General features: G+C 52.4%; 20 protein-coding genes. 6 read left to right on the forward strand and 14 right to left on the reverse strand.

Translation table 11 applies throughout. The annotated features are described in order from the left end of the window. Positions 1 to 64: 64 nt before the first annotated feature. Together dxs and A7E48_RS10285 are read right to left on the reverse strand one after the other, a co-directional pair. Positions 65 to 2,041, reverse strand: coding sequence for a 1-deoxy-D-xylulose-5-phosphate synthase (dxs, locus tag A7E48_RS10280; RefSeq protein WP_068173063.1), 1,977 nt, complete (start codon positions 2,039 to 2,041; stop codon positions 65 to 67). 114 nt (positions 2,042 to 2,155) lie between these two features. Further along, a complete protein-coding gene (locus A7E48_RS10285; protein WP_083147376.1) occupies positions 2,156 to 3,073 on the reverse strand; it encodes a site-specific DNA-methyltransferase in 918 nt (305 codons plus the stop codon). Positions 3,074 to 3,167: 94 nt separating this feature from the next. Here A7E48_RS10285 and A7E48_RS10290 point away from each other — a divergent pair, with 94 nt between their 5' ends. Further along, positions 3,168 to 3,785, forward strand: coding sequence for a mismatch-specific DNA-glycosylase (locus A7E48_RS10290; RefSeq protein ID WP_068173065.1), 618 nt, complete (start codon positions 3,168 to 3,170; stop codon positions 3,783 to 3,785). Between the two features lie 43 nt (positions 3,786 to 3,828). On the opposite strand, the gene A7E48_RS10295 is transcribed toward A7E48_RS10290, so the two are convergent. The 4 genes from A7E48_RS10295 to A7E48_RS10310 form a co-directional block, all read right to left on the reverse strand. Then, entirely contained in the window at positions 3,829 to 5,355 is a 1,527-nt protein-coding gene (locus tag A7E48_RS10295; protein ID WP_068173066.1) for a sodium:alanine symporter family protein, read from the reverse strand. Positions 5,356 to 5,566: 211 nt separating this feature from the next. Continuing rightward, entirely contained in the window at positions 5,567 to 8,377 is a 2,811-nt protein-coding gene (locus tag A7E48_RS10300) for an aconitate hydratase (RefSeq protein WP_068173067.1), read from the reverse strand. Between the two features lie 205 nt (positions 8,378 to 8,582). Continuing rightward, positions 8,583 to 10,037, reverse strand: a complete 1,455-nt coding sequence (locus tag A7E48_RS10305; RefSeq protein WP_068173068.1) for a class I SAM-dependent RNA methyltransferase — start codon at positions 10,035 to 10,037, stop codon at positions 8,583 to 8,585. Positions 10,038 to 10,043: 6 nt separating this feature from the next. Then, the gene (locus A7E48_RS10310) at positions 10,044 to 12,053 is read right to left on the reverse strand and encodes an APC family permease (protein ID WP_068173069.1); all 2,010 of its coding nucleotides are present in this window, start codon (positions 12,051 to 12,053) and stop codon (positions 10,044 to 10,046) included. Between the two features lie 171 nt (positions 12,054 to 12,224). Between A7E48_RS10310 and A7E48_RS10315 the strand changes: the two genes are divergently transcribed. After that, entirely contained in the window at positions 12,225 to 12,917 is a 693-nt protein-coding gene (locus A7E48_RS10315) for a TrkA family potassium uptake protein (protein WP_068173070.1), read from the forward strand. Positions 12,918 to 12,919: 2 nt separating this feature from the next. Beyond that, entirely contained in the window at positions 12,920 to 13,573 is a 654-nt protein-coding gene (locus A7E48_RS10320) for a TrkA family potassium uptake protein (protein WP_068173074.1), read from the forward strand. Positions 13,574 to 13,607: 34 nt separating this feature from the next. On the opposite strand, the gene A7E48_RS10325 is transcribed toward A7E48_RS10320, so the two are convergent. The 4 genes from A7E48_RS10325 to dut form a co-directional block, all read right to left on the reverse strand. After that, positions 13,608 to 14,321 carry a DUF3159 domain-containing protein gene (locus A7E48_RS10325; RefSeq protein ID WP_068173077.1) on the reverse strand — a complete coding sequence of 238 codons (714 nt, stop codon included), beginning with the start codon at positions 14,319 to 14,321 and terminating at the stop codon, positions 13,608 to 13,610. Beyond that, a complete protein-coding gene (locus tag A7E48_RS10330; RefSeq protein WP_068173078.1) occupies positions 14,321 to 14,902 on the reverse strand; it encodes a hypothetical protein in 582 nt (193 codons plus the stop codon). The genes A7E48_RS10325 and A7E48_RS10330 overlap by 1 nt, the downstream gene beginning before the upstream one ends. Continuing rightward, complete coding sequence (locus tag A7E48_RS10335; protein ID WP_068173079.1) at positions 14,902 to 15,720, reverse strand: DUF3710 domain-containing protein; 819 nt, start codon at positions 15,718 to 15,720, stop codon at positions 14,902 to 14,904. The genes A7E48_RS10330 and A7E48_RS10335 overlap by 1 nt, the downstream gene beginning before the upstream one ends. A gap of 96 nt (positions 15,721 to 15,816) precedes the next feature. After that, positions 15,817 to 16,260 (reverse strand): dUTP diphosphatase, encoded by a 444-nt coding sequence (gene dut, locus A7E48_RS10340; RefSeq protein WP_068173080.1) that lies wholly within the window; start codon positions 16,258 to 16,260, stop codon positions 15,817 to 15,819. 129 nt (positions 16,261 to 16,389) lie between these two features. Between dut and A7E48_RS10345 the strand changes: the two genes are divergently transcribed. Beyond that, positions 16,390 to 16,854, forward strand: a complete 465-nt coding sequence (locus A7E48_RS10345) for a DUF3093 domain-containing protein (RefSeq protein ID WP_068173081.1) — start codon at positions 16,390 to 16,392, stop codon at positions 16,852 to 16,854. Positions 16,855 to 16,950: 96 nt separating this feature from the next. On the opposite strand, the gene A7E48_RS10350 is transcribed toward A7E48_RS10345, so the two are convergent. Further along, positions 16,951 to 17,250 (reverse strand): DUF4193 domain-containing protein, encoded by a 300-nt coding sequence (locus A7E48_RS10350; RefSeq protein ID WP_068173084.1) that lies wholly within the window; start codon positions 17,248 to 17,250, stop codon positions 16,951 to 16,953. Between the two features lie 347 nt (positions 17,251 to 17,597). Here A7E48_RS10350 and sepH point away from each other — a divergent pair, with 347 nt between their 5' ends. Continuing rightward, positions 17,598 to 18,905, forward strand: a complete 1,308-nt coding sequence (sepH, locus tag A7E48_RS10355) for a septation protein SepH (protein WP_068173087.1) — start codon at positions 17,598 to 17,600, stop codon at positions 18,903 to 18,905. A gap of 223 nt (positions 18,906 to 19,128) precedes the next feature. Next, the gene (locus A7E48_RS10360) at positions 19,129 to 20,151 is read left to right on the forward strand and encodes a hypothetical protein (protein ID WP_068173090.1); all 1,023 of its coding nucleotides are present in this window, start codon (positions 19,129 to 19,131) and stop codon (positions 20,149 to 20,151) included. A gap of 49 nt (positions 20,152 to 20,200) precedes the next feature. On the opposite strand, the gene A7E48_RS10365 is transcribed toward A7E48_RS10360, so the two are convergent. The 3 genes from A7E48_RS10365 to A7E48_RS10375 form a co-directional block, all read right to left on the reverse strand. Next, a complete protein-coding gene (locus A7E48_RS10365) occupies positions 20,201 to 21,430 on the reverse strand; it encodes an alkaline phosphatase family protein (RefSeq protein ID WP_068173091.1) in 1,230 nt (409 codons plus the stop codon). 3 nt (positions 21,431 to 21,433) lie between these two features. Next, on the reverse strand, positions 21,434 to 22,009 hold the full coding sequence (locus A7E48_RS10370; RefSeq protein ID WP_068173094.1) for a DUF5998 family protein: 576 nt from the start codon (positions 22,007 to 22,009) through the stop codon (positions 21,434 to 21,436). 111 nt (positions 22,010 to 22,120) lie between these two features. Continuing rightward, the gene (locus A7E48_RS10375; RefSeq protein WP_083147377.1) at positions 22,121 to 24,889 is read right to left on the reverse strand and encodes a GNAT family N-acetyltransferase; all 2,769 of its coding nucleotides are present in this window, start codon (positions 24,887 to 24,889) and stop codon (positions 22,121 to 22,123) included. Between the last annotated feature and the right edge of the window lie 208 nt (positions 24,890 to 25,097).

Genomic DNA, 25,097 nt, shown 5'->3' on the forward strand with positions numbered 1-25,097 from the left:
GCTTGAACCTATTCATATTCAAGCGGTTTTATTTATAACTCAATATTCAATGCAGAGGTAGCTATCAACGAGCGTGCTTGGGCTTAATTCCCTTACCACGAGCGTAAGGAACCATTTCCCCTGAAAGCTGAGCCATAATATCTCCGGTAATTTTCTCGGTGGTGAGCCCAACTTCATCAAAAATTTCACTGCGTGAAGCATGGGGAATAAATTCAGAGGGCAATCCCACTTCGTTTAAAGCGGTATCAACACCGTGCGAACGCATCTCCTGACGGATTCGGGAGCCAACTCCCCCCGCCTTGACGCCGTCTTCTAGTACCACAACGATTCGGTGGTCGCGTGCTGCGCTGACAACCGACCCCGGCACGGGGATGACCCAGCGAGGATCAATCACCGTGCTCGATACCCCCTGCTGTTCCAGGGATTCGGAAACACTCAACGCCAGGGGCACCATCGCGCCCACAGCAACCAGCAGTACGTCCAGCTGCCCGCTGGAGCTATCTGAATCGCCGGATTGCCTCAGTACGTCCACGCCGTCGTCCATGCGGTGGATAGCAGAGATGTCATCGCCGACATCGCCCTTAGGGTAGCGGATAACGGTGGGAGCATCGTTAATAGCTACTGCCTCCCGCAGCTCTTCCCGCAAAGTCGCAGCATCACGCGGAGCTGCCAGATGCAAACCGGGGATGAACTGCAAAAGAGCAAGATCCCACATACCATGATGAGAAGGACCATCAGGACCTGTGACACCCGAGCGGTCGAGAACGATGGTCACTCCAGCACCGTGTAGCGCAACGTCCATTAATAGCTGGTCAAATCCGCGATTCAAGAAGGTAGCGTAAAGGGCAATCACCGGATGCAGTCCGCCAAAAGCAAGACCTGCGCTCATGGCGATGGCATGTTGCTCGGCGATTCCCACGTCGATTACACGGTTGGGGTAAGCCTGTTGCATGGGTTTGAGCCCCACAGGAATCAACATAGCGCCGGTAATGCCCACGATATCTTCACGCTCGTCGGCAATATTCTTAATCTCTGACGAGAAAACGCCAGTCCAAGACTGCCCACCCTTTGAAGCAAGAGGTTGACCGGTTTCGGGGTCGATAATACCCACCGCGTGGAACTGGTCGTCCTCATGTGCCCGTGCAGGAGCATAACCCCGGCCCTTTTCGGTAATCGCATGCACAATAACGGGGCCACCAAAGTTCTTTGCAGCTGTCAGCGCGGTTTCCACGGCATCTTGGTCATGGCCATCAATCGGTCCTACATATTTCATGCCCAAATCTTCGAAGAGACCGTTGGGCACCACGATATCTTTGAGTCCCGCTTTCATACCGTGCAGACCGCGGTAAACCATCTCGCCCACAGGACCAGACTTCTGTAGCTTCTGGCGCATCACATCGAGAGTCTTATCGTAGCGGCGATCCAGGCGAACCTGATCCAGACGATTCTGTAGTTCTTGCTGAAGCTCAGCCATATGGTTGGCAAAACCACCCACCGTAGGAGCATAGGAACGACCATTATCGTTCACCACAATCACTACTTTGCGCTGGCGGTCAGCAGCAATATTATTCACTGCTTCCCACGCCATACCGCCGGTTAGTGCGCCATCGCCAATCACCGCGACAGTATAGCGGTCGTCCTCCCCGTTATACTGGTGGGCACGAGAAATACCATCAGCCCAGCTCAGCGACGACGACGCATGAGAAGACTCCACGATGTCATGCTCTGATTCTGCACGGTCGGGGTAACCTGCCAGTCCGCCTTTTTGACGTAGAGTCTCAAAATTGTGGCGACCGGTCAAAATCTTATGTACGTAGGACTGATGTCCTGTATCAAAAATGATGGAGTCGTGTGGCGAATCGAATACGCGGTGAATACCGAGGGTCAGTTCAACCACGCCCAAGTTTGGTCCCAAGTGACCACCGGTCTGCGCCACATGCTGCACGAGGAAACTACGAATTTCCTGCGCCAGCTGATGCATCTCGCTCTCCGAAAGACGATCTAGATCTTTAGGCGTCGAGATGTTCTCAAGCAATCCCACGGTGATCTCCTTTAGTATGCACAATCTTCAGCGGTGACCAGGGTATCTCATCTCAGTACCCTGATGGTTCCGCTGTCTCAACTTTACCCGTCCCAGGGAATAACTTTCGAATTATCAGCCTTCAATCAGGCGAACAGGGCGCTTTCTAAACTTGGCGAACTGAATCTGCTGAGATTCTTCTTCGGCGTCGATAACGCGCGTAAAGCGGGTTTTCATCGTGTCAAATGCCTGCTTGTTCTTATCAATGAGTAAGAATTTTCTGCCCAGCTGGCGGGCGGCATCACCGGTAGTGCCGCTGCCGCCAAAGAAATCCAACACCCAGTCGCCTTCGGTAGAACTCGCCTGGATGATGCGCCGCAATACGCCCAGGGGTTTTTGAGTAGGATATCCCGTTTTTTCTCGTCCGCTCGGAGAAACTATCGTATGCCACCAGACGTCGGTGGGTAGCTTTCCTAAGGCTACTTTTTCTGGAGTAACCAGGCCCGGCGCCATATAAGGCTCACGGTCAACCTCAGTATTGTTGAAATAGTAGCCTTTGGGGTCTTTCACATAGACCAAAATATTGTCATGTTTAGTAGGCCAACGCTTCTTCGAACGAGCCCCGTAATCGTAAGCCCAAATAATCTCGTTGAGAAAGCACTCTCTGCCAAAGAGGGCATCGAGAAGAACCTTGGCATAGTGAACTTCGCGGTAATCCAAATGCAGGTAGAGGGTTCCCGAAGACTTCAGCAACCGCCACGCTTCTTCTAACCTGGGCTCTAAAAATTCCCAAAAATCTTCAAACGAATCGTCGTAGCTAGTAATTTTTCCACGGATCGTCTCGTAAGTTTGCCCTTTGTACCCCACGCGAGTGCCCTCCTGCGAGCGCACCGTCTTCAGAGACTGGCGTTTTTGCACCTTCCCCGTGTTGAAAGGCGGGTCAATATAAATTAGCTGAAAAGACTCATCCGGAAGTTCACGCAGCACATTGAGGTTATCTCCTTGAATCACCGTGTTGGGTGAAGTCGGGGTCCAGATGGGTTCGTGGGGCATGAAGTCATTTTAACAGTATTACTTTGCTTGACAAGAATTTAGCTCTGAGTCCCAATGGAAGAATCATCGAAAGACCAGCGGTCACAATAGGAGTATGAGTAAACTACATCCTTCCCCTTTGCAGGGGCGTCGCCCGCATAAAGAGGAACTGCATCACTTCGAAAACGATGAAATCACCGACCGTTTGCCTACCGGGGAAAATCCCTATCCGGTGAAGTTGTTGATGGTTGGCATAAACCCTGGTCTATGGACCGCGGCAGTCAACGCACCCTTTGCCCACCCGGGTAATAGGTTTTGGCCCTCGCTCGACGTCGCCGGTATTTTGAGTCCTAAAGTAGATGCTTCGACCGGTCTCAGCGATGAAGATGAACAACGCCTGATCGATGCGGGAATCGCCATCACTAATCTGGTACCGAGGGCAACTGCTCGTGCCGACCAGTTGACGGCAGAAGAGCTCAAGGAATCGCGCCAGCGCATTATCCGTCTTGCTGAAGAGCTAAAGCCTCGCGCCGTTGCCATCATTGGTATTACCGCCTACCGCACGGCGTTTTCAAATAATAAAGCTAAGCTGGGTCACCAGGATACATCGGAGATGGATGATTGGCCTCAGGATATCGAATTATGGGTGACTCCCCAGCCCTCAGGTCTCAACGCTCATGAGACCATTCAGACTTTAGGTGACAAGTGGAAGACAATCTGGGACTCAATATAGAATCGGCCCCCTTCCGTTGAAGGGGGCCGATTAGATCAGGATTTTAGTTCTTTTTTACCTGCTGCATCATTCCAGTATCGTGACGGATCTGCCAAAAATCAGCATTGTATATTTCCAGAGCCTCTGGATTGAAGGTAGGCTCCAAACCTTGCTTTTGCTGTTCTTCATAATCACGCAATGCCGCTAAAGCAGGTCTCCTCAAAAAGAGGATGCCTATAATATTCAGCCATGCCATGAGCCCTACACCAATATCGCCCAAAGCCCATGCTGAACCTGCACTGTTAACACAACCCATTACAGTTGCAACCAGAATCACAAATTGAAGGCCACGAATAGCTGCTCGCTGAATTTCGAGGTTTTTAAAATTGCGGGTGAGGTAGCGAAGGTTGGTTTCAGCCATGTAGTAGTAAGCGATGATGGTGGTGAATGCGAAGAAGACCAAAGAAATTGCAATAAACATGGGGCCGAAACCACTAAACACTGTATCAAATGCATTTTGGGCAAAAGCTGGACCAACCACTGCAGTGTCTGGCAGATTTCCACTTCCTTCAGCTAGAACCGGGCTGTCTTCGCTCCCTCCTGAGTAGACACGGTACATCCCCGTGGAGATGATGAGGAAAGCAGTAGCGGTACACACGAAGAGGGTATCAATGTATACAGCCATCGCTTGAACAAAACCTTGTGAGGCAGGATGTTTCACTTCAGCTGCTGCCGCGGCGTGAGGACCTGTGCCCTGACCAGCTTCATTCGAATAGATTCCGCGCTTGACTCCCCATTCAATAGCAGTACCAAGAATTGCGCCAAAAGCCGCGTGAGTACCAAATGCTGAGGAGAATATGAGGCTAAATACAGGAACAATTTGATCGATGTTGACGAATGCAACAATGATGGCGCCGATAATGTACAGCACGGCCATGACGGGAACAACAACAGCTGCAAAGTTTGCGATTCTCTTCACACCACCAACAACGATGAATGCCAAACAAATAGTAACGGCAACAGCAGCCATCCAGGGGTGAATGGAAGGCCATGCTCCTTGCAGTCCGGTCGCTATACCGTTTGCCTGTACACCTGGCAGGAAAATACCGCAAGCCAGAACAGTCGCAAACGCAAAGATGGATGCATAGACCTTGAAGAGTCCAGAATATTTGGTGTGCTTGTAAGCTTTTTCAAAGTAATAAGCTGGACCGCCGCGAAACTCACCGGTGAGCTTATCTTTTTCTTTGTAAATTTGACCCAAGGTAGATTCTACGAATGATGTAGAGGAACCGAGGAAAGCAACCGTCCACATCCAGAAAACCGCACCTGGTCCGCCAAAAGCAATTGCTGTGGCAACACCAGCTATGTTGCCTGTACCGACTCGACCCGCAAGCGACATTGCCAAAGCCTGGAAAGATGAAACACCTTCAGCAGTGGAGTCACCTTTGAAGGTGCTTCGAATCATTGTAGGGATTTTTCGAATTTGCAATAGTCTCGTTCGGATGGTGAAAAAAACACCAACGATGAGACATAGATATACGAGAACAGGCGACCAAATAATGCCGTTGACCCAATCAATCGCAAAAGCCATGTGCTACCTCATTAAGAGAAATCGTGCGCTTAGGCGCTGACGTCATTGTTGAACAAATTACTTTTTGTGAACTGTAGCACATATATTTTAGGAATGTGAACTGACTTACCCATGAGGGACTGTAGTCTTCATTCAAAAAAATGAGGTCCCCCGTATAGGGAGACCTCATTTTTTGCTGAATTATCAGACATTCAGGCGGGAGTTTATAGAATTACTTGGAATCACGAACCAGGTTACGCAAAACGTACTGGAGAATACCGCCGTTGCGGTAGTAGTCAGCTTCACCTGGGGTATCGATGCGTACTACAGCATCGAATTCGGTGGTGGAGCCATCTTCAGCGGTTGCAGTAACCTTTACGGTCTTAGGAGTCTTGCCCTCATTCAGCTCGGTCAGGCCGGTGATGGAGTAAGTCTCGGTACCGGTCAGACCCAATGACTCGTGAGACTCGCCCTCGGGGAACTGCAGAGGCACAACGCCCATGCCAATCAGGTTTGAACGGTGGATGCGCTCGAAGGACTCAGCAATAACTGCCTTGACGCCCAGCAAGGTGGTGCCCTTAGCAGCCCAGTCACGAGATGATCCGGTGCCGTATTCCTTACCGCCCAATACAACCAGAGGAATACCAGCAGCCTGGTAGTTCTGAGAAGCATCGTAGACAGTGGACTGTTCACCATCGCGGGTGAAGTCGCGGGTGAAACCACCCTCGACGCCGTCCAGCAACTGGTTCTTAATGCGGATGTTCGCGAAGGTACCACGAATCATGACCTCGTGGTTACCACGGCGTGAACCGTAGGAGTTGAAGTCCTTACGTTCTACGCCATGTTCAATCAGGTACTGACCCGCAGGGGTTTCAGATTTGAATGAACCAGCCGGTGAAATGTGGTCGGTGGTGACCGAATCGCCCAGCTTGAGCAGAACGCGAGCGCCTTCGATATCTTCCACAGGGGTGATATCCATGGTCATGCCCTCAAAGTATGGGGGCTTGCGCACGTAGGTGGAATCGGCATCCCAGGCGAAGGTATTGCCGGTGGGAGTATCGAGGGACTTCCAGCGATCGTCGCCATCGAAGATGGTTCCGTATTCGTTGTTGTACATCTCGGTATCCACTGCCGAAGCAATGATTTTCTCCACCTCGGCGGGGTCGGGCCAGATGTCCTTGAGGTAGACATCGTTGCCGTCCTGATCCTTGCCCAGTGCGTCCTTCTCAAAATCGAAGTCCATGGTGCCAGCCAGCGCATAAGCGATAACCAGAGGAGGTGAAGCCAAGTAGTTCATCTTAACGTCAGGTGAAATTCGACCCTCAAAGTTACGGTTACCTGAGAGAACTGCAGTTACTGACAGGTCATTTTCGTTGATAGCCTCAGAAATCTCAGGCTCCAGCGGGCCGGAGTTACCGATGCAGGTTGCACAACCATAGCCCACTACATAGAAACCAAGCTTTTCGAGTTCAGGGAGCAAGCCAGCCTTCTCGTAGTAGTCAGTAACTACCTTAGAACCGGGAGCAATGGAGGTCTTGACCCAAGGCTGCGCGGTGAGTCCCTTAGCCGCTGCGTTGCGCGCAAGGATACCTGCGGCAAGCATGACTGAGGGGTTCGAGGTGTTGGTGCAGGAAGTAATCGATGCGATGGATACAGCGCCGTGATCGAGCTGGAACTCGCGGCCGTCTTCCATCTTGACGTCGACCTTCTTGGACGCGCGGCCGAGGAGCTTCTTGGGGGCGTTGTTGTCGAACTCCCCTACCTTCTCTTCATTGCTTTCAGCACCGGGACCACCCACAGCGTCAGATGCAGGGAAGGACTCTTCGATGTCAGAATCTAAATCGGTTTGCTCGACGTAATTGGGAAGATCCTTGCGGAACTGCTTCTTCGCTGAATCCAACTCAATGCGATCCTGAGGACGCTTGGGACCAGCGATAGAAGGCACCACGGTGGAAAGATCAAGTTCGAGGTACTCAGAGTATTCAACCTCAACTGAAGGATCATGCCACAGGCCCTGTTCCTTGGTGTACTGCTCAACCAGAGCAATCTGTTCTTCTGAGCGACCGGTGAGGCGCAGGTAGTCCAGTGTGACGTCGTCAATCGGGAAGATTGCAGCAGTCGAACCAAATTCGGGGCTCATGTTACCGATGGTCGCACGGTTTGCCAGAGGAACCTGGGTGACGCCCTCGCCGTAGAATTCAACGAACTTGCCGACTACGCCCTGCTTACGGAGCATTTCGGTGATGGTGAGAACGACGTCGGTTGCCGTAGCGCCCGAAGGAATGGAGCCGGTGAGCTTAAAACCAACAACGCGAGGAATCAGCATGGACACGGGCTGGCCGAGCATAGCTGCTTCTGCTTCAATACCGCCAACGCCCCAGCCGAGAACGCCGAGACCGTTCACCATGGTGGTGTGGGAGTCGGTGCCCACGAGGGTATCGGGGTATGCGCGCATGACTCCGTCAACTTCACGGGACATGACGGTGCGAGCCAGGTATTCGATATTGACCTGGTGAACGATACCCATTCCCGGGGGCACTACCTTGAAGTCATCAAAGGCGCCCTGACCCCAGCGAAGGAACTTGTAACGCTCGCCGTTGCGCTCGTATTCGATGTCCATATTGCGGGTAATTGCATCTGCAGTGCCGAACTTATCAATCTGAACCGAGTGGTCGATGACGAGTTCAGCAGGTGCCAAAGGATTAATCTTGGAGGGATCGCCACCCAAGTCCTTCACAGCTTCACGCATGGTAGCAAGGTCCACGATGCAGGGAACACCGGTGAAGTCCTGCATAATCACGCGTGCGGGGGTGAACTGAATTTCGGTGTTGGGTTCAGCGTGAGGATCCCAGTTAGCCAAAGCTTCAATGTGATCTTTGGTGATGTTCGCGCCATCTTCGGTGCGCAACAGGTTTTCTAGAAGAACCTTTAGGGAGTAAGGGAGCTTCTCAGATCCCTTGACCGCATTCAGGCGGAAAATTTCGTACTCGGTGCCTTTGACGTTCAAAACGCCCTTGGAACCGAAGCTGTTCACAGTAGTCATGTGAACTCCTCTCGACACTGGTCTTTGGGGTAAAGCTCTTTCAAACCGCTCACTTTGCGCCGTTTGCGCCAGCCAATGACGCAAACGGCGAAGTTAGAGACAGTTTGACACTAAGCTCTATTACACACCAGTGTACCTGCTTATACCTCATTCCTATTTTCGCAACAAAACACTGACTAAATACAACGTCTTTTTCAGAAGTGGCTTAGCGGCGTTCAAAGCGGGCAATAGTTTCAACGTGGTGAGTACAGGGATACATGTCCAACCCTTGAACCTTAGCCAAAGACCAGCCCAGCTCTCGCAAGTAACCGGTATCGCGCCCCAGTGCCGCTGGATCACAGGCAACGTAGACGATAGCACGAGGGTCTAGCTGGTCAATCTGTTCCATAACTTGACGCCCGGCACCTTCACGAGAAGGATCAAGCACGACGACGTCGGGACGAGCGAATGCACGGTATTCAGGTTTAGTGGAAACGTTGCGCAGAACTTTAGCTACATCGCCACGCACCACTTTGATTACGGTTTTGGAAGAGCGCTCGGTGCGGGAGATTCCCTGGCGGGCAAAGTTCTTTTCAGCGTTTGAGCTGGTCACCGGTGAGCCTTCAACAGAGAGAACGTGCCCCTTCTCCCCCACTGCATCCGCGAGAACGCCAGTGAGAAGACCTGCGCCAGCGTAGAGATCGAATGCGGTTTCTCCGCTCTTCAAATCAGCAAATTCACGCACTAATGCACTGAGGGTTGCAGGCGCTGCCGCATGATTTTGCCAGAACCCCGCACCGTCCACCTCAAAGTTCAATTTCGCGCCTTCGAACGAAACGTTCTCTTGTAAGACGGGGTCACCCCAGAGAACATCCGCTGCTCTGACGCCGCGACCGCGACCGGAAATACGTTCCGCCGTGAAGCGAACCGCAATACGCCGTTCTTGGAAATCTCCCCAGATTTGTTCAAGCTGAGGTTTGAGGTTCTCGGCAACCACTGCGGGTTTATTTTCCGCGCCTACAGTAAATTGCACAAAACGCTGCCCGGTAGAAGACACGGCGGCATCCACTCGGGAAATACCAGAAAGTTCCAATTGTTCCAGGTGCAGGTTCTCTAGCGCTGCTGCTGCCAGGGGGAAGCCATCCACAGTCTGAGGCTCATTCGACTGGTGCGGATACATAGCAATATGTCTCTGAGCGTCTACACCAAAATGAACACGTGTGCGCTGACCTAGCTCTTTTTCACTCACGGGTTTCACGGTCAACTGCTCCAGAAGCGGGTGGTCAGCAGCAATACCGCCCAAACGTTGGAGTTGCTCTGCTATCACGACGGCTTTCAGCTCCTGCTGAACCGACGGGGTAATATGCCCAAATTCCATGCCACCGACTGGCAACCGGTTCCCTTGAGCTGCCAGGAGAGCATCGGCAGGTGCCCAAGGGTGCTGCCGTCGGTTTGCAGAAGCAGAGAGAACCTCTACTGTATCTGCAAAAAAGAATCGGTTTTTCGGTCCGCTGCCCGTAATCACAGCTCGGACTGTTTCGCCGGGCAAGGTGTGACGCACGAAGAAAACTCTGCCGTTGGCTCGTGCCACGAAAGACCCACCGTGGGCAACTTTTTCGGGGTTAAGCTCCACAATATCGCCGATGGAAAAGTTAATTTGATCTTCGGACTGATGATTCATTAAAAACTACTTTCTACGCTCATCTGGCTGTTGAGACAGTTCCTGAGCTAGGGATGAAGGTGATGCCTGAGGCTTTTCCACCGGATGACTACGCCCAATATTCCAGGGAACCGAAGCAATAACTACTCCGTTTTCTCGACGTAGCTGATGGGCAATCCGATGAACGGTGCGGCGGTGAATCAGCGATTCCCACCAGTGGCTCACCACGTACTCGGGCAGATAAACCACCGTAACATCTCCAGGTGAAGTTTCGGCGCGGCGGCGCACATACTCCCGCACAGGCTTGACCTGGTCTCGATAGGGAGAATCAAGAATTGTTAGGGGTACGGGAACAGCCAACTGCTCCCATTTCGTGGTCATGGCTTTTGTCCGCTCTTCCACCACGTTGACTGCAATCGCTTCAATGCTCGACGGGCGGGACGCGCGGGCGTAGGCAACTGCTAACGCAACGGGCTTACGCACCCGCGGTACATAAATAAGAGCGTGGACTCGAGCGGGAAGAACTCTTGCTCGGGCAAGGGAATCATCGTCTGAGCCCAGTTTGAGGTCTTCATCAACCGTTTCATAGTGTTTGCGGGTCATCAGCATCAGTCCTACGGTGGCAGCAATAAGTATGAGAGTGATCCAGGCTCCCTGGGTGAGCTTGGTGAACAAAACGACGATCAGCGCAGCCACGGTGACCATCAGCCCAAGAACCGTTACAGCTAGGTCACGAAACAGCTTGCGCCGCTCCATCTGACCGAGGGTAACGCGTAGCGTGCGGAAACGGTGCCAGGCAACAGCGCACTGAGTCAATGACATCGAGGTAAAAGCACCGACAATATACAGCTGGATGAGTGCGTTCACGTCGGTTCCAAAAATCAGTAGCAGCACGGCAGCACTGACCGACAGCATGATGACGGCGTTGGAGAAGAGACGGCGCGAGTACCGGGCGCTGAGTTGAACGGGGAGGTACTGGTGCTCAGCAATAGTTGAGGTGAGGAGAGGAAATCCAATGAACGCAGTGACCGCAGCCATCATCAGGATCCCCACGGTTGCCAGAGAAACCAGCTCTGTCATCCACCCACCGCGGAACACGGCGTCGGTAATTTGAAAGAGCAACGGTACTTGGTGGAAATCTGCACCCACCTTTTGCCCGTCGACCAGGAGGAATCGCTGGGGGTCTTGCACCACCACAGCACCGGTCTTCTTCACCAGATAGGTAATTCCTACCATCAATACAGCTGAAATCAGACCCAAATACATGAGAGTACGGGCGGCGTTGTGCTTCTTGGGAGAGGCAAAGAACCGCATTGAGTTATTGACCGTTGAGATACCGGTAATTGCGACTGCACCCGAGGAGAACGCTCGGGAAAGCAGCATGGCCAGGCCCACGCCAGTCACCAAATTCTGCACATGGCCTTGAGGAATCACCTGATAGTGGCTACTGGTAGCACTGTGCAGAGTACCCGAAGCATGCTGGATAATTCCCGCGGTAATCGTCAGTCCAAGGAGGACGAGGAAGGAATATGTTGGAATAGGGGCAATTCTTCCCATTGACCGCAACCCGCGCAGACAAAATATCGTGATGAGCAGGAGCAATCCCAGGGCTATCCCCCGGTTATAGGGCTGAAGCTGGGGAAAAACAGAAATGATGTAGGTGGTGGCCGATGCGATAGAAACAGCCACCGTCAGCAGATAATCCACCATTGAAGATGCCCCCTGGATCATCGCAGGTACAGGCCCTAAACGGTTGTGTACCAGCATATAATCACCACGCTCAGAAATCTGCGAGATGTTATAGCGGTAAGTTCCCACCACAATCAGAAGCGTGAGTGAAATGCCAAAAGCAACCCAGGGGGAAAACACCAAGCCGGCAGTGCCAGCAAAAGAAAGCATGAGCACAATTTCATCGGGAGCATAAGCAACAGAGGAAATACCGTCTGCGCCCAAAAGTGGCAGGGCACGCCTTTTTGAGAGCCCCAGGCTCTCAATATTTGCACGGTGTGCGGGGGTTCCCCACACCGAGTTTGCCACACTGCTCCAAAATTTACTCACAGCCACTAAGAGTAGTCATTTGTGAAGATAAACAACAGCGCGCAACTAGCAAACACTGCAATAATCACAGAGAACACACCATTCCCGCCGTCTGCAGGCGCGTAGTCTAGAATCGACATTGTTGTTGACGCTGCAAGTGAGGAAAAATCAGTGCCACATTTCGTGATTATGGGTGCCGGACGAGTCGGCGTCATGCTTGCCCACACGCTAGAAGATTCTGGTCACACCGTTGCGGTCATTGACCAAAACGAGCAAGCCTTTCGCAGGCTGCGTAAAGACTTTAGCGGCAAAAAAATCACCGGTGTAGGCTTTGACCGCGAAACGCTCAAACGTGCCGGAATTGAAGATGCCTATGCGTTTGCCGCCGTTTCCTCAGGAGATAACTCGAACATCATTTCCTCCCGTGTGGCACGAGAAACCTTTCGCGTTGCACATGTGGTAGCCCGCATTAATGACCCTAATCGTGCAGAATTCTACCAGCGATTGGGTATTCCCACCGTGGCAGCAGTGCGCTGGTCCACTGACCAGGTTCTACGCCGTATTCTGCCCGAGCAAGCTATGGCAGGCGACTTCCGTGAAGCTTCTGGTCGGCTTATCCTGGCAGAGCTTCAACTCAACGATGAATGGGCTGGGCACGCTCTGACCGACATTGAAGAAGCCGCCGGCGTCCGTATTGCCTACGTCACCCGTTTTGGCGAGGGCATCCTCCCCTCGGCACAGAGCTCCTACCAGCAGGGGGACGTGGTTCACGCGATGATGCGTATTGAAGATATTAATGAGATTTCAAGCGTACTTGCCAGCCCTCCGCTGACTGAGGAAGAACGAGAAGAGCAGGAGAACTAACCATGATCGTCCTTATCGTTGGCGCAGGCTCGGTCGGTTCATCTATCGCCCGCGAGCTCGTCTCCCACGGACACCAGGTCACCATCTTGGATGAAAAACCAGAAACAATCGGCCGCACCGAAATAACCGGAGTTCAGTGGGTCATCGGAGATGCCTGCGAGCTATCCGTACTACGCCGTGCAAAGCCAGAGCTGTGCGATGTCATTGTTGCCGCTACCGGCGACGACAAATCCAACCTAGTGGTTTCCCTGCTCGCCCGTAGCGAATTCGGCGTACCTCGCACGGTAGCTCGCGTCAATAACCCTAAAAACGAATGGCTTTTTGATGACTCTTGGGGTGTCGACGTCGCTGTTTCAACACCGCGCCTGATGACCTCTCTGGTTGAAGAAGCAGTGGAAGTGGGCGACGTCGTGCGCCTGTTGGATTTGCAGACCGGCGGAGCGATGCTGGTGGAATACACAGTTCCTGCGGGCCACCCCATTATTGGCCATACCGTCAGCAACATTCAGTGGCCAGAAGCTACAACTCTCACCGCTATTTTGCGTGACGCCCAGCCTATCGTTCCCACCGGAGATGAACCCATCGTCGGTGAAGACGAACTCTTTTTCATCACCACCGCCGAGGGCGAAGAAGACATCCGCGCGCTATTTAGTTAATTCAGCGAAGTTTAGCTAAATCAGCGAAAGATCCCTAGCTGAGGTCGGTCGATGCCACGTCAGCGGGTTTTCTCGTCATCATCCAGGTCAGCCACAACAGCGCAATATAAAGCGGCATGCCCATGAAGAGGCGAGCGATGCCGAGCAAGGGCACATTATCTGCGAAGTAGAGCGGAACCTGAACTGCCAATCGTGCGACAAACATGGCAAAGATAACCCAAGTAGCCACGGTATAGGCTTTCAGTCTCGCCGGTTCAGCGCGCCAGGTCTCTGATTCGTTGCGGAGGAAAGAATAGAAAAATCCCAGCACCGGCCAGCGGAACACGATGGAAACCAAAACCAGCAGTGCATACAGACCGTTCAAGAGCAGACCGGGTAGATAGAAGTCAGCGGCATCGCCGGTGCGCAGTGATGACCACGCACAAATGAGTACTCCCACAAAACCTGAAAGCGATTGCACCAGCGAACCTCGCTGCGCCAGACGTACAAGGCTAAAGACCAGCGCCACAGAACCTGCTGCCGCCAGCGCAACGTAAAGATTAGCTGTAGCAATAAAAACGCAGAGAAAAAGAAATCCCGGAAGCAACGCCTCGACCATACCGCGAACCCCGCCGACGGCATCCATCACATCAACTTCCCCATTCTCGCCGCGCTTAAAACGCGTGCCTGCTTGAGATAGTGCAGAAGAAAGATTGGGGTCAGTTGATGATTCGGTGTCGATCGGGCGCTGGGGCTTTTCTGTTGGCATTAGAGACCTTGTGATTTCTGAAATTTTTGGTGGCCGCGATGGCGGATGAGGCGCAAAGGAACAATTTCGTAGCGCGGATTATAGATTCGAGCCGGCATTGGTGAAACGGTAAGCATACCACTACACCGAATGTAGGTACCCGCCACGATACCGGGCACATCTTTTTGCCCGTGCCAGATGAGAGTGACCCGCTCCCCTGGATTCAAAGGCGGAGAGGTGGGATACAACGGCGGTGGAGATTTCGGACGCGGCGTGTACACACGATATTGGGGAAACGCTACAGAAGCGTCCTGCTCCTCGTCGTTTCCTGCAGAATCCTGATCCTCGTCGTCATCGTCGTCGCTACCTGCACTGATATCGACGGGCTCCACATCATCATCAAGAACTTCAACGATAGGAATACCCGTCAACTGATGGGAGCTCGACGGCGGAAGGGGTCGAGATTTTTCAACTTCAACCACTGCCTCATACCGCGGATTAGCACCTGACGCCGGAAGAGTCACCTGAATAACTCTCCCGGCAAGTCTCGCACGAAATCGCGAAGGATACTCGGTTAGTCGCTTAGGCGCTTGCTCTACCATTAGCCGATTTCAGTGATTTCAGGGCCGCGGCGGGGTACCTGACGGCTCTTAGAAGACTCCGCGGCAGATTCCGTTTGCTGGTTTTGCTGATTGTTTTGCTGAGCTTCCACCACCGATTCAGGAACGGTCATGGGTAGAAGATCTCGCGGAGGGCGAGGATCATCGCCACGTACTACCACGATAGAGCGGAAAATTTCTTCCATCTCTGCCGCTGATTCGGGCTTAACCGCCGCTTCGCCGGAGAGAACACCTCGCAAGAACCAGCGGGGACCATCTACACCCACAAAGCGAGCGACGCGGAAGCCTTGGCGTCCATCAGCAGTCTTTGCGGGAAGCTTTGAAATGAGCTGGCGTCCCAATGGACCATTGGAGTACTCCACCGTTCCGCCCTGCTGGCGCACAGAGTCAGCAATTTCTCGGGAGATATCCTCCCAGATGCCGCTTGACTTAGGGGCAGCAAAAGCTTGAACCTGCAGATTACCTTTACCCTTGGTGAGTGTAACAGCAACCATCTGCTGACTCTTCTGCTCCACGTCCAAGCGCATACTGAGACCATCGCTCATCTTGACCTTCATGGAACCAAAGTCTAGGTAACCCTTGTCTGTATCTTGCTCGGAGCTATCCCAAGGACCATTAGAGCGGTCAAATTCGAAAGAAACGAGATTATCTTCGGACGACGGCGCGCCCGGACGGGACACCTCTTGTTCTTGCTTCGAAGCGCTCTGTGACTCTGGCACCGCAGAATCATCTGGTGCGGTCGTAGCAGCTACGGAAGTTTCCTCCGCCTTAGCTTTTTTCTTTTTACCCAAACCAAACACAGCGAATCCTTCTCATTCTGGGGTCTTCATCTATTTCACATGACTCGATATCTATTTTATTTTAGTCACGCGTACTCTTGAATTCTTAAGGTAGCTCTAGCGAACGCCGCTTGAACCAAAGCCGGTGGAACCACGCGCCGATATTTCCAACTCTTCTACCTGGCGGAAATTAGCGTGTTCATACTTCTGAATAATGAGTTGGGCAATACGATCCCCACGCTCGATAGAAAATGATTCTGAGCAGTCGGTGTTGAGAAGGCACACCATAATTTCGCCCCGGTAACCAGAATCGATCGTACCCGGCGCGTTCACTACGGTGATCCCGTGTTTGACCGCCAGTCCAGACCGGGGGTGAACCAGGCCCACATACCCGGCAGGCAGAGCAATCGCAATTCCGGTTTTCACGAGTGCTCGCTGCCCCGGCTCCAAGACCAGCTTCTCTGTGGAACGAAGGTCCACTCCGGCGTCGCCGTCCTTGGCGTAACGAGGAATTTCTAGCTCAGTATCAAGTATCTGAATCTGCACATCAATCGGTTTCATCACAGCTGTTACTGTACTAGAACTCTCTGAGCACTTCCCTGGGAAAACAGACTAGGATGGTAAAAGATTGTTATCTCAAAGAGGAATCCGACGCTCTCCAAGAGAAATGAAAATTCAGAAAGGTGCCGCATGCAGTATCAGGAAAGACTTTCCCCGGGCTTTGGAACGTGGATATTGATTGTCTGCGCAGGTGTGGCATCGTTTTTCGTGGGTGCGCCCATTTCAATCACCGTAGGTGTTATTGCCGCCATTGTAGTCACCATTCTTCTAGGACTCATTCTCTACCTGAGCTCCCCCGTCATCGAAATCACTCCCGAATTTGTTCGAGTAGGACGGGCACAAATTGAACGTGAATATGTAGGTCTTGCCGAAGGGTTCAGAGGGGAAGCTGCACGAATTGCAGCGGGGCCGCAGCTCGACGGGCGTGCGTTCATGTGTTTTCGCGGTTGGATTGATCCCAAAATCCGCATCGACATCACCGACCCAGCAGACCCTACTCCCTATTGGCTAGCTTCGACTCGGCATCCAGAAAAAATTGAAGAAATTCTCAACGCAGGAAAAGAGCTGGGCACCCCAGCTGAGACAGTGAGCTAAGGGCTTCGCCTCGTTCACTGATATAAAAAGGGAGGATGAATCAAATGATTCATCCTCCCTCTTATACTGCTGGAGCCAGGTTCAGTCAGCTGAAATTTAGCCTTCGCACTCTACACAGAACTTGAGATTGCCCTCTTCGCGCGCAATCTGTGAACGGTGGCGAACCAAGAAGCAGGAGGCGCAGGTAAATTCGTCTTCCTGTGCAGGTAGAACAACAACGTTGAGTTCTTCATTAGAGAGGTCTGCACCGGGAAGCTCGAAACTTTCAGCAGCAGCGTTTTCATCCTCATCTACTGCACCGGACTGCATTTCAGAACGGTGTCCGTTGAGTTCCTCAATGGACTGGTTGTTATTGTCTTCATCTTGCTTGCGAGGTGCATCGTAATCGGTAGCCAAAGTTAGCTCTCACGCTCCGTTTGTCAGCGGTGGGGTCTCTTGTATGATGCCCAGCCTAGGTCAAAAAATTCGTTGTCAGCGCCACGAGGGATCATCTGCGATGTTCTTTTTTCGTTCGGTAACGCGTAGCATTTTCCACTATTAATTCTCATATGTCTAGTTCAGGCAGATAAATCAACTTCATACTCTGCCTTGCGAAGTAATTTTTTTTGGATCCTACAAGGGTCTTTTTTGCTGTTCTCTCTCGAAGATGAGTGAGTTTTCCTCTCAAAATCGGTTTATTTTTCCCATAGTTATCGGTAAACAGGTAGTCTTTTCATGAATCCCTGTTTGAGTTGAGGAGAAGTATGTCCGATTCGCACGCCATTGAGCTACGACTGGTCAAAATTCATGACGATGGTGAACATCTTGTTCTTAAATCGTCAGACGGCACCGAATTCACGTTGCCCATTGACCAAAATCTGCGCACCAGCGTCGCTAAAGCTCGACGCCTTCAGCCAGCTCGTTCGCGCAGTGGCTCAGGCGCGTTTGGTCCCCGCGACATTCAGGCACGATTCCGCCAAGGCGCAACAGTAGAAGAAATCGTTGAAGAATCAGGGTGGGACGCCGAGCGTGTACGCCGCTACGAATGGCCTATTGTTGCTGAACGCGCGCATATTATTACTGCAGCTCGATCCGTCTTAATCTCCTCCATTGATTCCTCGCGCAATGGCGAGGGCAAAGCTGCCAACCTCGATGAGCATATTGCTCGTCAGGCTCAAAAATTTGGCTTCGATGAAAACTCTGCCGACTGGAATACTTTCCAGCAAGAGTCTGGCTCTTGGACCATCTCTGTGGACTTCAATTTGCCCGATGCTGTAGCAAATGACTTGCCTCGCGGTGTCGTCTTTCCCGCACGGTGGAACTATAACCCTGCAAATCAGGGGATCTATGCTTCTAACGAAAGTGCCTACTTCTTGATGGGGCGTGATGATTCTTCCGACGGGCCGCTCCCAGGAATCGGGCACCACGAGACTCACGCAGAGGAACCAGAATCAACGCCTGCAGTACAAAAACCGGCTCGATCGGTGGGCGCTTTGGCGCCTGCACTTACCGCTGAACAGATGGAATCTGTACGACGGGCAGAAAAGTCTGCGGGAAACATCGGTCAAAGTGGCACTCGTAACATTCACTCCGCTCGTGAGCGCAAGCTAACTGATTTGCTGGAACGTGCACGCCGAGCATCACTGGAAAAGTCCGATTCGACTGTCGCATCTCAGACAACTGCAGAGCCCGTTGCACCGATGCCTTCTCCTGAAGTTCCCCAGGAGATGCCGCCCAGTGACTCTGCAAAATTTTCTCAGTCCGAGGAGAAATCGGCTCCAGTTAAAGAATCTTCTACTGAACAAGATTCAAAATCCAATGGGGATCAAACTGAATTCACTGTCCCGGTAGTTGTAGATACAAACGTCATCAGCGGTTATCAGCAGTATTCACCCCGGGAAAATCAGCAGGAGCAGCCTGGAGAAGATACATCCGCTACTGCATCTGCGCCCAGCGCCCCCGAGTATGAGCAGAAGGCTTCTGAAGAACAGCAACCAGCCAAGCCTACCCGCCCCAAAAGGGCGTCAGTGCCGAGCTGGGACGACATTATTTTTGGAAACCAACGCAAGTAAGTTGATTGCATCGCCCTGAGATGTCCGCGCTGTCTGGAGTTCTTCATGAAACCAGGCAGCGTTTTACTCGTATCTGCAAACTTTAGATGGGTAAGATACTGTGAGAAGAAGTACCCTTTGATATTCCCCCATCAGGCGTACTATATATTGTCAGGCTTGAATAAATCACTCGCAATCCAGGTCTGAAGTTCGCATCACACCGCAATAACTAGGGAATCATTTCATGACGAAACCCCATCAGGACACATCCTCAGAGTTCGAGGACTTTTCCTCTGCTGACTCCCCCACAGAAAATCTGCCTATCCAAGAGGATTCAACTGAACAGTACTCCACCGATGAACTGGCAGAGGGCTATGAATATGTGCACCCCGATGGTACTACCACCGGATCTCCCGTCGAAGAAGATGACTCGCTCTCTCATCAGCTATTTCTCAATGGAACAGTAGTAGAAAAACGGTCCCTAGCAGACCGCCTTCAAGATCGTAAAGAGTCGCAAGCGCAGCAACGCGCTGAAAAAGAAGAACGGGAACGGCAAGAGCAGGCAGCGAAAATCGCTGCTGGTATCGCCGCAGTGCGTGCCTCACGAACTGACGAAGGTGTCGTAAGTTCCGTGGCCTCTGAAGAAGAAAAGCGCTCTCACCGTGGGCTTTGGGTGCTTGGCGCCTCTGCTTTTCTCGTTCTACTAGGTGGAGGTTCTCTATTGGCGTTGGGAAGCATGAACAACGACCCGCAACCCATGGCTGTGCCTGCCGAATCTTCTAGCTCCGCGGCGTCTTCTACCTCCGCAACTCCGAGTTCGGCAAAGCCCTCCGCCACGCAGACAGTTGCTGCCCCTGAAGTTAAATACGTAGAGCAAACTACTGTTCCCGTTGCACCGGGTCAGGTGGATTATGTAGAAGATCCGGCAACACAGGCTACCGAATCGCCAGTTCCTGCACCCGTCCAGACTCCAGGGGCACCTGTTGCTCCTCCAGTTACCGCAGCACCATCGGCAGCGACCGCCGAACAGCCTTCGGTGGAACCGACGACCGAAGATCCCAACGATGCTGCTCCTACGACTCCAGCCCCGACAACCACCGCTCCAGCTACGCAACCCCCAGCAACCCAAGCACCGGCACCGTCCGCTGCTCCTCAAACTGTTGCCCCAGTTCCTACAGTGGCTCCGGCATCGCCCAAGGGACAAACCGGTGCTCTACAGCAAACAAGCGCGGCAAATATACAACAGATGCCGGCACCCACTAACTAACGGGCGAGCCCCCGAGCGATCTACAAAGTGGTAGAGGTAGCGTGATTATCTACCTAGCGTGAAGTACACGCAGGGGAACAGCGGTTTCCTCACATGTGAGCGATCCGTGTTGCCCCACCATGTTTAGCGCATGCGGCTTGAAATGACGCATGTCATACAGTGCAATGGGTTCACGGCAGCTGATGAGCACATCACCAATACGATCCCGTGCCTGCTTGTTGAGATGAGGCCCAAAATAACCCTGCTCAAACAATTCTTCGCTGTCTAGAATCCAGGCTTTTGACCCCCATCGCTCTGCCCAACGCCGCATGGTCTCCATTTTGGCGGGCACACTGGAATCTTTGAGGAGTAATTGCACCATCCGAGGCTCCCCCGCTGTATGAGCCACATTCTCAAGCAACTCGGCATCTTCTGAATAATCGATTCGGTTTTCAACGGCAATATCAACCATGCCGTGGTCGGCGGTCAGCAGAATGAGTACATGCGGGGGCACGCGTTCTGCTAGCCGTCGCATGGCGAGGTTCAGTTCTTCGAGCTGTTCAATCCATTCTTGCGATTGAACACCATAGCGGTGCCCTGCCTGGTCAATTTCACCCCAGTACATGTAAACCAGCGAGGGCTTACGAGCAGAGAGAATACTGCTTGCCATAGTGATCCGAGCTGTAGTCGATTGAGCGTGGATAAACCGTCCACCGCGAAGACCAGATAGGCTAAGCCCACTTTTCTCATACTTATTCAGGGATACCGTAGCAACATCGCAGTGGTTCTCAAAGCGCTCGAAGACCGTGGGATAGGGTTGCCATTCTTTGGGGTCTACTCTTTTGTCCCAGCCAGAGAGCTGATTCATCACCGATTCGGTGCCGGGGTTATAGACCTCATATCCTGCAACGCCGTGATACCCGGGAGGTAGAGCGGTGCCAAAGCTCGTCAATGATGCCGCCGTGGTGGAGGGGTAAGCGGAGTGGAGCGGACCCAGGGAGCTTGTCTTTTTAAGGTAGGGAGCGTAGGAGCCATAGCGGTTGAGGAGGTGCTCTCCTAGCCCATCAACCATCACTACGCACACGCTACGATATTTTTTCGAATCAAATCCAGCGTGCGTAAGACGTTCTTCCAAGTTCAGTACGTCATGCCGCCCCTGCCCTAACCAGGGGTGGGGATCAGGCGTCAGCGATTGCCCGGCAACCAGCGTGCCTGCAGATTCAAAGAGATCTGCCACATTATTTTCAAAGTAACGCGGGGGTTCTGGCAGCTCAACGCCGCAATAATCCTGCAATGTCATCGTTTAGAGTCCTAGCTGGCGGCGTCGAAGTTCTTTCGCAAAATCACGAGCACGGTGCACGGCTTCTATACCATCTGCCGGGCCGCTAACTCTCAGCACTACGTCCTCACTCGGTGCGACCCCGGTATATCCGTGATCGGCAGTACAGGTTGGATCAGGACACTGTGCCGGTTGCACATCGAGACGCTGCCCGCCCGTCCACGAAATGGTTAGCGAAATTTCCGACGGATCAGTGGTCTGTTCAAACTGCTGGGGCTGTGGGTAGGAATAGCTCATACCCACAGAACGGAGGGCAGAGATTTGCACAGATTCCACGTTGACGTGCGCCATCACCGACTCCCCTTCGTCATCTAACTGCTGATCATCCAGATGAGCGACCATCAGCAATTCTTCGGCGATAGCCAAAACGGTGATGTGGCGGTGGATTTCGGCATTATCGATATGCGTTTCCAAATGCACCAAATGTGCCGAGGGTTCTAGTCCCAGCAGCCCATCATTGACGGCGCTCTTGACGAGTTCCGGATAAAAACCCAATCTAGAAATAGATTCTTCTAAATCCTGCATCACCGTATTCGCCACTGTTCACTCGCTTTCGCCAAAAAATACTGAGGTTAACCAGTCTAATAGTTTCTGCTTCTCATCCTATAAACCAGCTTTAGAATCCGTCGCTTCTGCCATTTCTGTGAACGCCTAGGCGCTCAAAGAACGACGCGCGGAATCTGTTCGTTGACGGGGATTACCCAAGGTAATTTTGGCTCGAGCTACGGTCAAAGTGGTCTCGGAAACGATAACGGGACTCAGCTGAAGTGAGGCTATTTCTGGGTGGTTATCTTTCATCAGCGCCACTCTGGTCGCTAAATCCTCAAGAAGATCCACACGCACTTCGGGCAAATCATCATCCCCAAAGAGTTTGGAGGCAGCTTTGGGCGAGCGAATGAGTTTTTCTACATCACGTTTAGTCAGCGGAGGAATTCTATAGGCCCAATCTTCTAGGAGAGCCGTGGTATCGCCGCTCATACCGAATGAGATTACGGGTCCCAACAGGGGGTCTTCGATAGCTTCCATTACTGCAGATTGCCCGGCCTCTGCCTGCTTTTGTAGCTCAATTTCCTGCTTGCCATAACGAGCCAACCGCTTTTTCATGGTCTCAAATTCAGCGCGCAACTGCTCTGCATTTTCAATGCCCAGGCGCACACCGCCCAAATCAAGTCGCTTGCTGAGCGCCTCGTCGGTGGACTTGAGAACCACTGGGTAGCTACCTAGTTCTTCCACCCTATCTACCGCTTCTTGCGGTGAGTCAACAGTGGTGGACGGTAGCAACTCAATACCGTAAGCATCAAGTAAGGACGCCACGTCCTCTTGAGCGAGAGGAAGAAGATTTTCTCCTTGAACTCGGGGCATAAAATCAGCAATCAGATGAGCCGCGGTATCGGGGCTCACTCCTGAAGGGGTAGCGTAAGTTCCGCCTTCTTTTTCACGCCATTCCACATAATTCATCACGGCAGCCAAAGAATCGACCGCCCCCATAGGCGATGCGTAGCAGGGCAACCCTGGATGCTCAATGGTCGAATCTTGTACCAGCCCCACCATCGAAGCGGCATTTTCAATGATCCCCGGAAAGACAGCAAGTATAGGTTTAGTGATTTCCTCTGCTACACGCTGGGCAAGTGAAGCGATTTCCCGGCAGACCTGCGCGTCCTCGTGCATAAAGACCACAATGAGGGCGTCGACGTCCGAGCTTTCCGCAGCGGTACGAAGCATTTGCTGAACAAACGCACTGTCCTCATGCTCGAGATCCAGAGCAGCATCTGCAAGCTTTACCTCTATTTCTTGGGTATTAGCCCGATCAGCTACCATCTGAGCCAGTGCGGTGGCATTAGAGACTACAGCCAGGCGGCGACCAGAAGGAAGTGGCATCGAGACTAATAACTGTGCAATATCCAAGACCTGTTCGCTGGAATCGGCGCTAATGACACCCGATTGTTTAAACAGAGATTCCAAAGCGGTCGCTGGTGCAATAGACGTTCTACCAGTATGCCCCGGAGGCAACTGCATTCCAGTGACGGCGTTCTTAGCTACAATAACCGGTTTGTTACGAGATAATCTGCGCGCAATTCGACTAAATTTTCGGGGATTTCCAATAGATTCAAGGTAGAGAGCACATACCGAGGTCCCCGGATCATCTTCCCAATACTGCATCAAATCGTTACCGGAGACATCGGCGCGGTTGCCCGCAGAGACCAAGGATGAAACACCGATTCTCCGGCGAACAGCCATATTAGAAAACATCTCGCCCATCACTGCAGACTGGGTAAAAACGCCAAGAGTTCCGGCTTGGGGATCGTGTTGATTCACCGTGGCATCTAGGTTGATTTCGGGAGAATTGTTGAGAATACCAAAGGACGCCGGTCCGATGATTCGCATGCCGAAAGAACGCGCTGTGCGAACCAAAGCTTTTTGGCGAACCTGCCCTCGTGCGCCGTCCTCTGCATATCCTCGTGTGAGAATTAAAGCGCCTCGGATGCCCGCCCGACCGCAGGATTCAACCACTCTCTCCACCTGTTCAATGGGAACCGTGATGAGTGCAAGTTCAACGCCTTCCGTTTGATCTACGGAAGTAACGATGTTGGGAGATTCACCTGTACTGTCAGAGATCGCTCCGCCCTCCAGGCAAACTCCCCAAATCTTGCCTTGATACTCTCCCTGTCGAATAGTCTCAATCATGGGCTGTGCCTGATCGGGCCATGTGGGTGCACTACCCACCACGGCGATCGACGCAGGATTGAGAAGTTCACTAATCGATTTGGCTTCTGCACGGTGCTCACGCGATTCCATGACCTGACGGGACCGATCGGTAGGGTCAATGTCAAAACGCACCATCACGAGCCCGTCATCAAACGCCCGTGAGACGTCGTAGCCGGTATCTGCAAAAACGTTGAGCATCGCACGGTTCTGAGGGAGAACTTCAGCGGCGAACTTATTGATTCCTAGTTCTTTGGCGGCCGCTGCCAAATGTTCGAGAAGAATAGAACCAATCCCCCGTCCTTGGTGGCGGTCTGAAATCATGAATGCGACTTCTGCCTCAGTGGGGTCGTCGGTGCGGTCAAAACGGCCGATACCTATCATTTCGTCGCCGAGCATCAGCACAAATGCAACTCTGTCTTTATGGTCCACTGTCGTAAACCGAGTGAGCTCCTTTTCACTCAACTGAGGTTTGGGCGCAAAGAAGCGAAGATAAATCGTTCGTTCGCTCTGCCCCGCATACATCTGCTGGAGAGCGTTACGATCGGTAGGAATCACGGGGCGCAGGTGAGCTGTTGCGCCGTCGCGAAGTACCACGTCTGCTTCCCAATGGGCGGGGTAAATAAAGGGGATTTCAGCGGTGGTTGGCGCGCCCTTAACTAATGGTTCCCGCGAACCTATTTGATGTGATTCGGTTGCGCGCGGTTGTTCAGACATTTTTGTTAACCCCTACCCGGTTGGCACAGTACTTCTGAGAGAAAGATTTATCAAAAGAAATCTGGGGTATTCTTTCAATAACTCTTAGCAACTAGCCTATATCGAATATGGTGTGGATAACACAAAAACGGTGCCCTCGTTCTTCATATATGAAGAACGAGGGCACCATTTACATCTCGCAAACTGCAAGCGCAGAATCTACGGAGAG

This window comes from Rothia sp. ND6WE1A, assembly GCF_001683935.1.
GTDB classification, from domain to species: Bacteria; Actinomycetota; Actinomycetes; order Actinomycetales; family Micrococcaceae; genus Rothia; species Rothia amarae.

Bases quoted from the DNA above. Each gene is read 5' to 3' on its own strand.
- A7E48_RS10360 (WP_068173090.1), top strand. From the start codon at position 19,129: ATGACGAAACCCCATCAGGACACATCCTCAGAGTTCGAGGACTTTTCC.
- A7E48_RS10320 (WP_068173074.1), top strand. From the start codon at position 12,920: ATGATCGTCCTTATCGTTGGCGCAGGCTCGGTCGGTTCATCTATCGCC.
- A7E48_RS10330 (WP_068173078.1), bottom strand. From the start codon at position 14,902: ATGGTAGAGCAAGCGCCTAAGCGACTAACCGAGTATCCTTCGCGATTT.
- A7E48_RS10325 (WP_068173077.1), bottom strand. From the start codon at position 14,321: ATGCCAACAGAAAAGCCCCAGCGCCCGATCGACACCGAATCATCAACT.
- A7E48_RS10290 (WP_068173065.1), top strand. From the start codon at position 3,168: ATGAGTAAACTACATCCTTCCCCTTTGCAGGGGCGTCGCCCGCATAAA.
- A7E48_RS10295 (WP_068173066.1), bottom strand. From the start codon at position 5,355: ATGGCTTTTGCGATTGATTGGGTCAACGGCATTATTTGGTCGCCTGTT.
- A7E48_RS10305 (WP_068173068.1), bottom strand. From the start codon at position 10,037: ATGAATCATCAGTCCGAAGATCAAATTAACTTTTCCATCGGCGATATT.
- dut (WP_068173080.1), bottom strand. From the start codon at position 16,260: ATGAAACCGATTGATGTGCAGATTCAGATACTTGATACTGAGCTAGAA.
- A7E48_RS10285 (WP_083147376.1), bottom strand. From the start codon at position 3,073: ATGCCCCACGAACCCATCTGGACCCCGACTTCACCCAACACGGTGATT.
- A7E48_RS10375 (WP_083147377.1), bottom strand. From the start codon at position 24,889: ATGTCTGAACAACCGCGCGCAACCGAATCACATCAAATAGGTTCGCGG.
- A7E48_RS10300 (WP_068173067.1), bottom strand. From the start codon at position 8,377: ATGACTACTGTGAACAGCTTCGGTTCCAAGGGCGTTTTGAACGTCAAA.
- A7E48_RS10365 (WP_068173091.1), bottom strand. From the start codon at position 21,430: ATGACATTGCAGGATTATTGCGGCGTTGAGCTGCCAGAACCCCCGCGT.
- sepH (WP_068173087.1), top strand. From the start codon at position 17,598: ATGTCCGATTCGCACGCCATTGAGCTACGACTGGTCAAAATTCATGAC.
- A7E48_RS10345 (WP_068173081.1), top strand. From the start codon at position 16,390: ATGCAGTATCAGGAAAGACTTTCCCCGGGCTTTGGAACGTGGATATTG.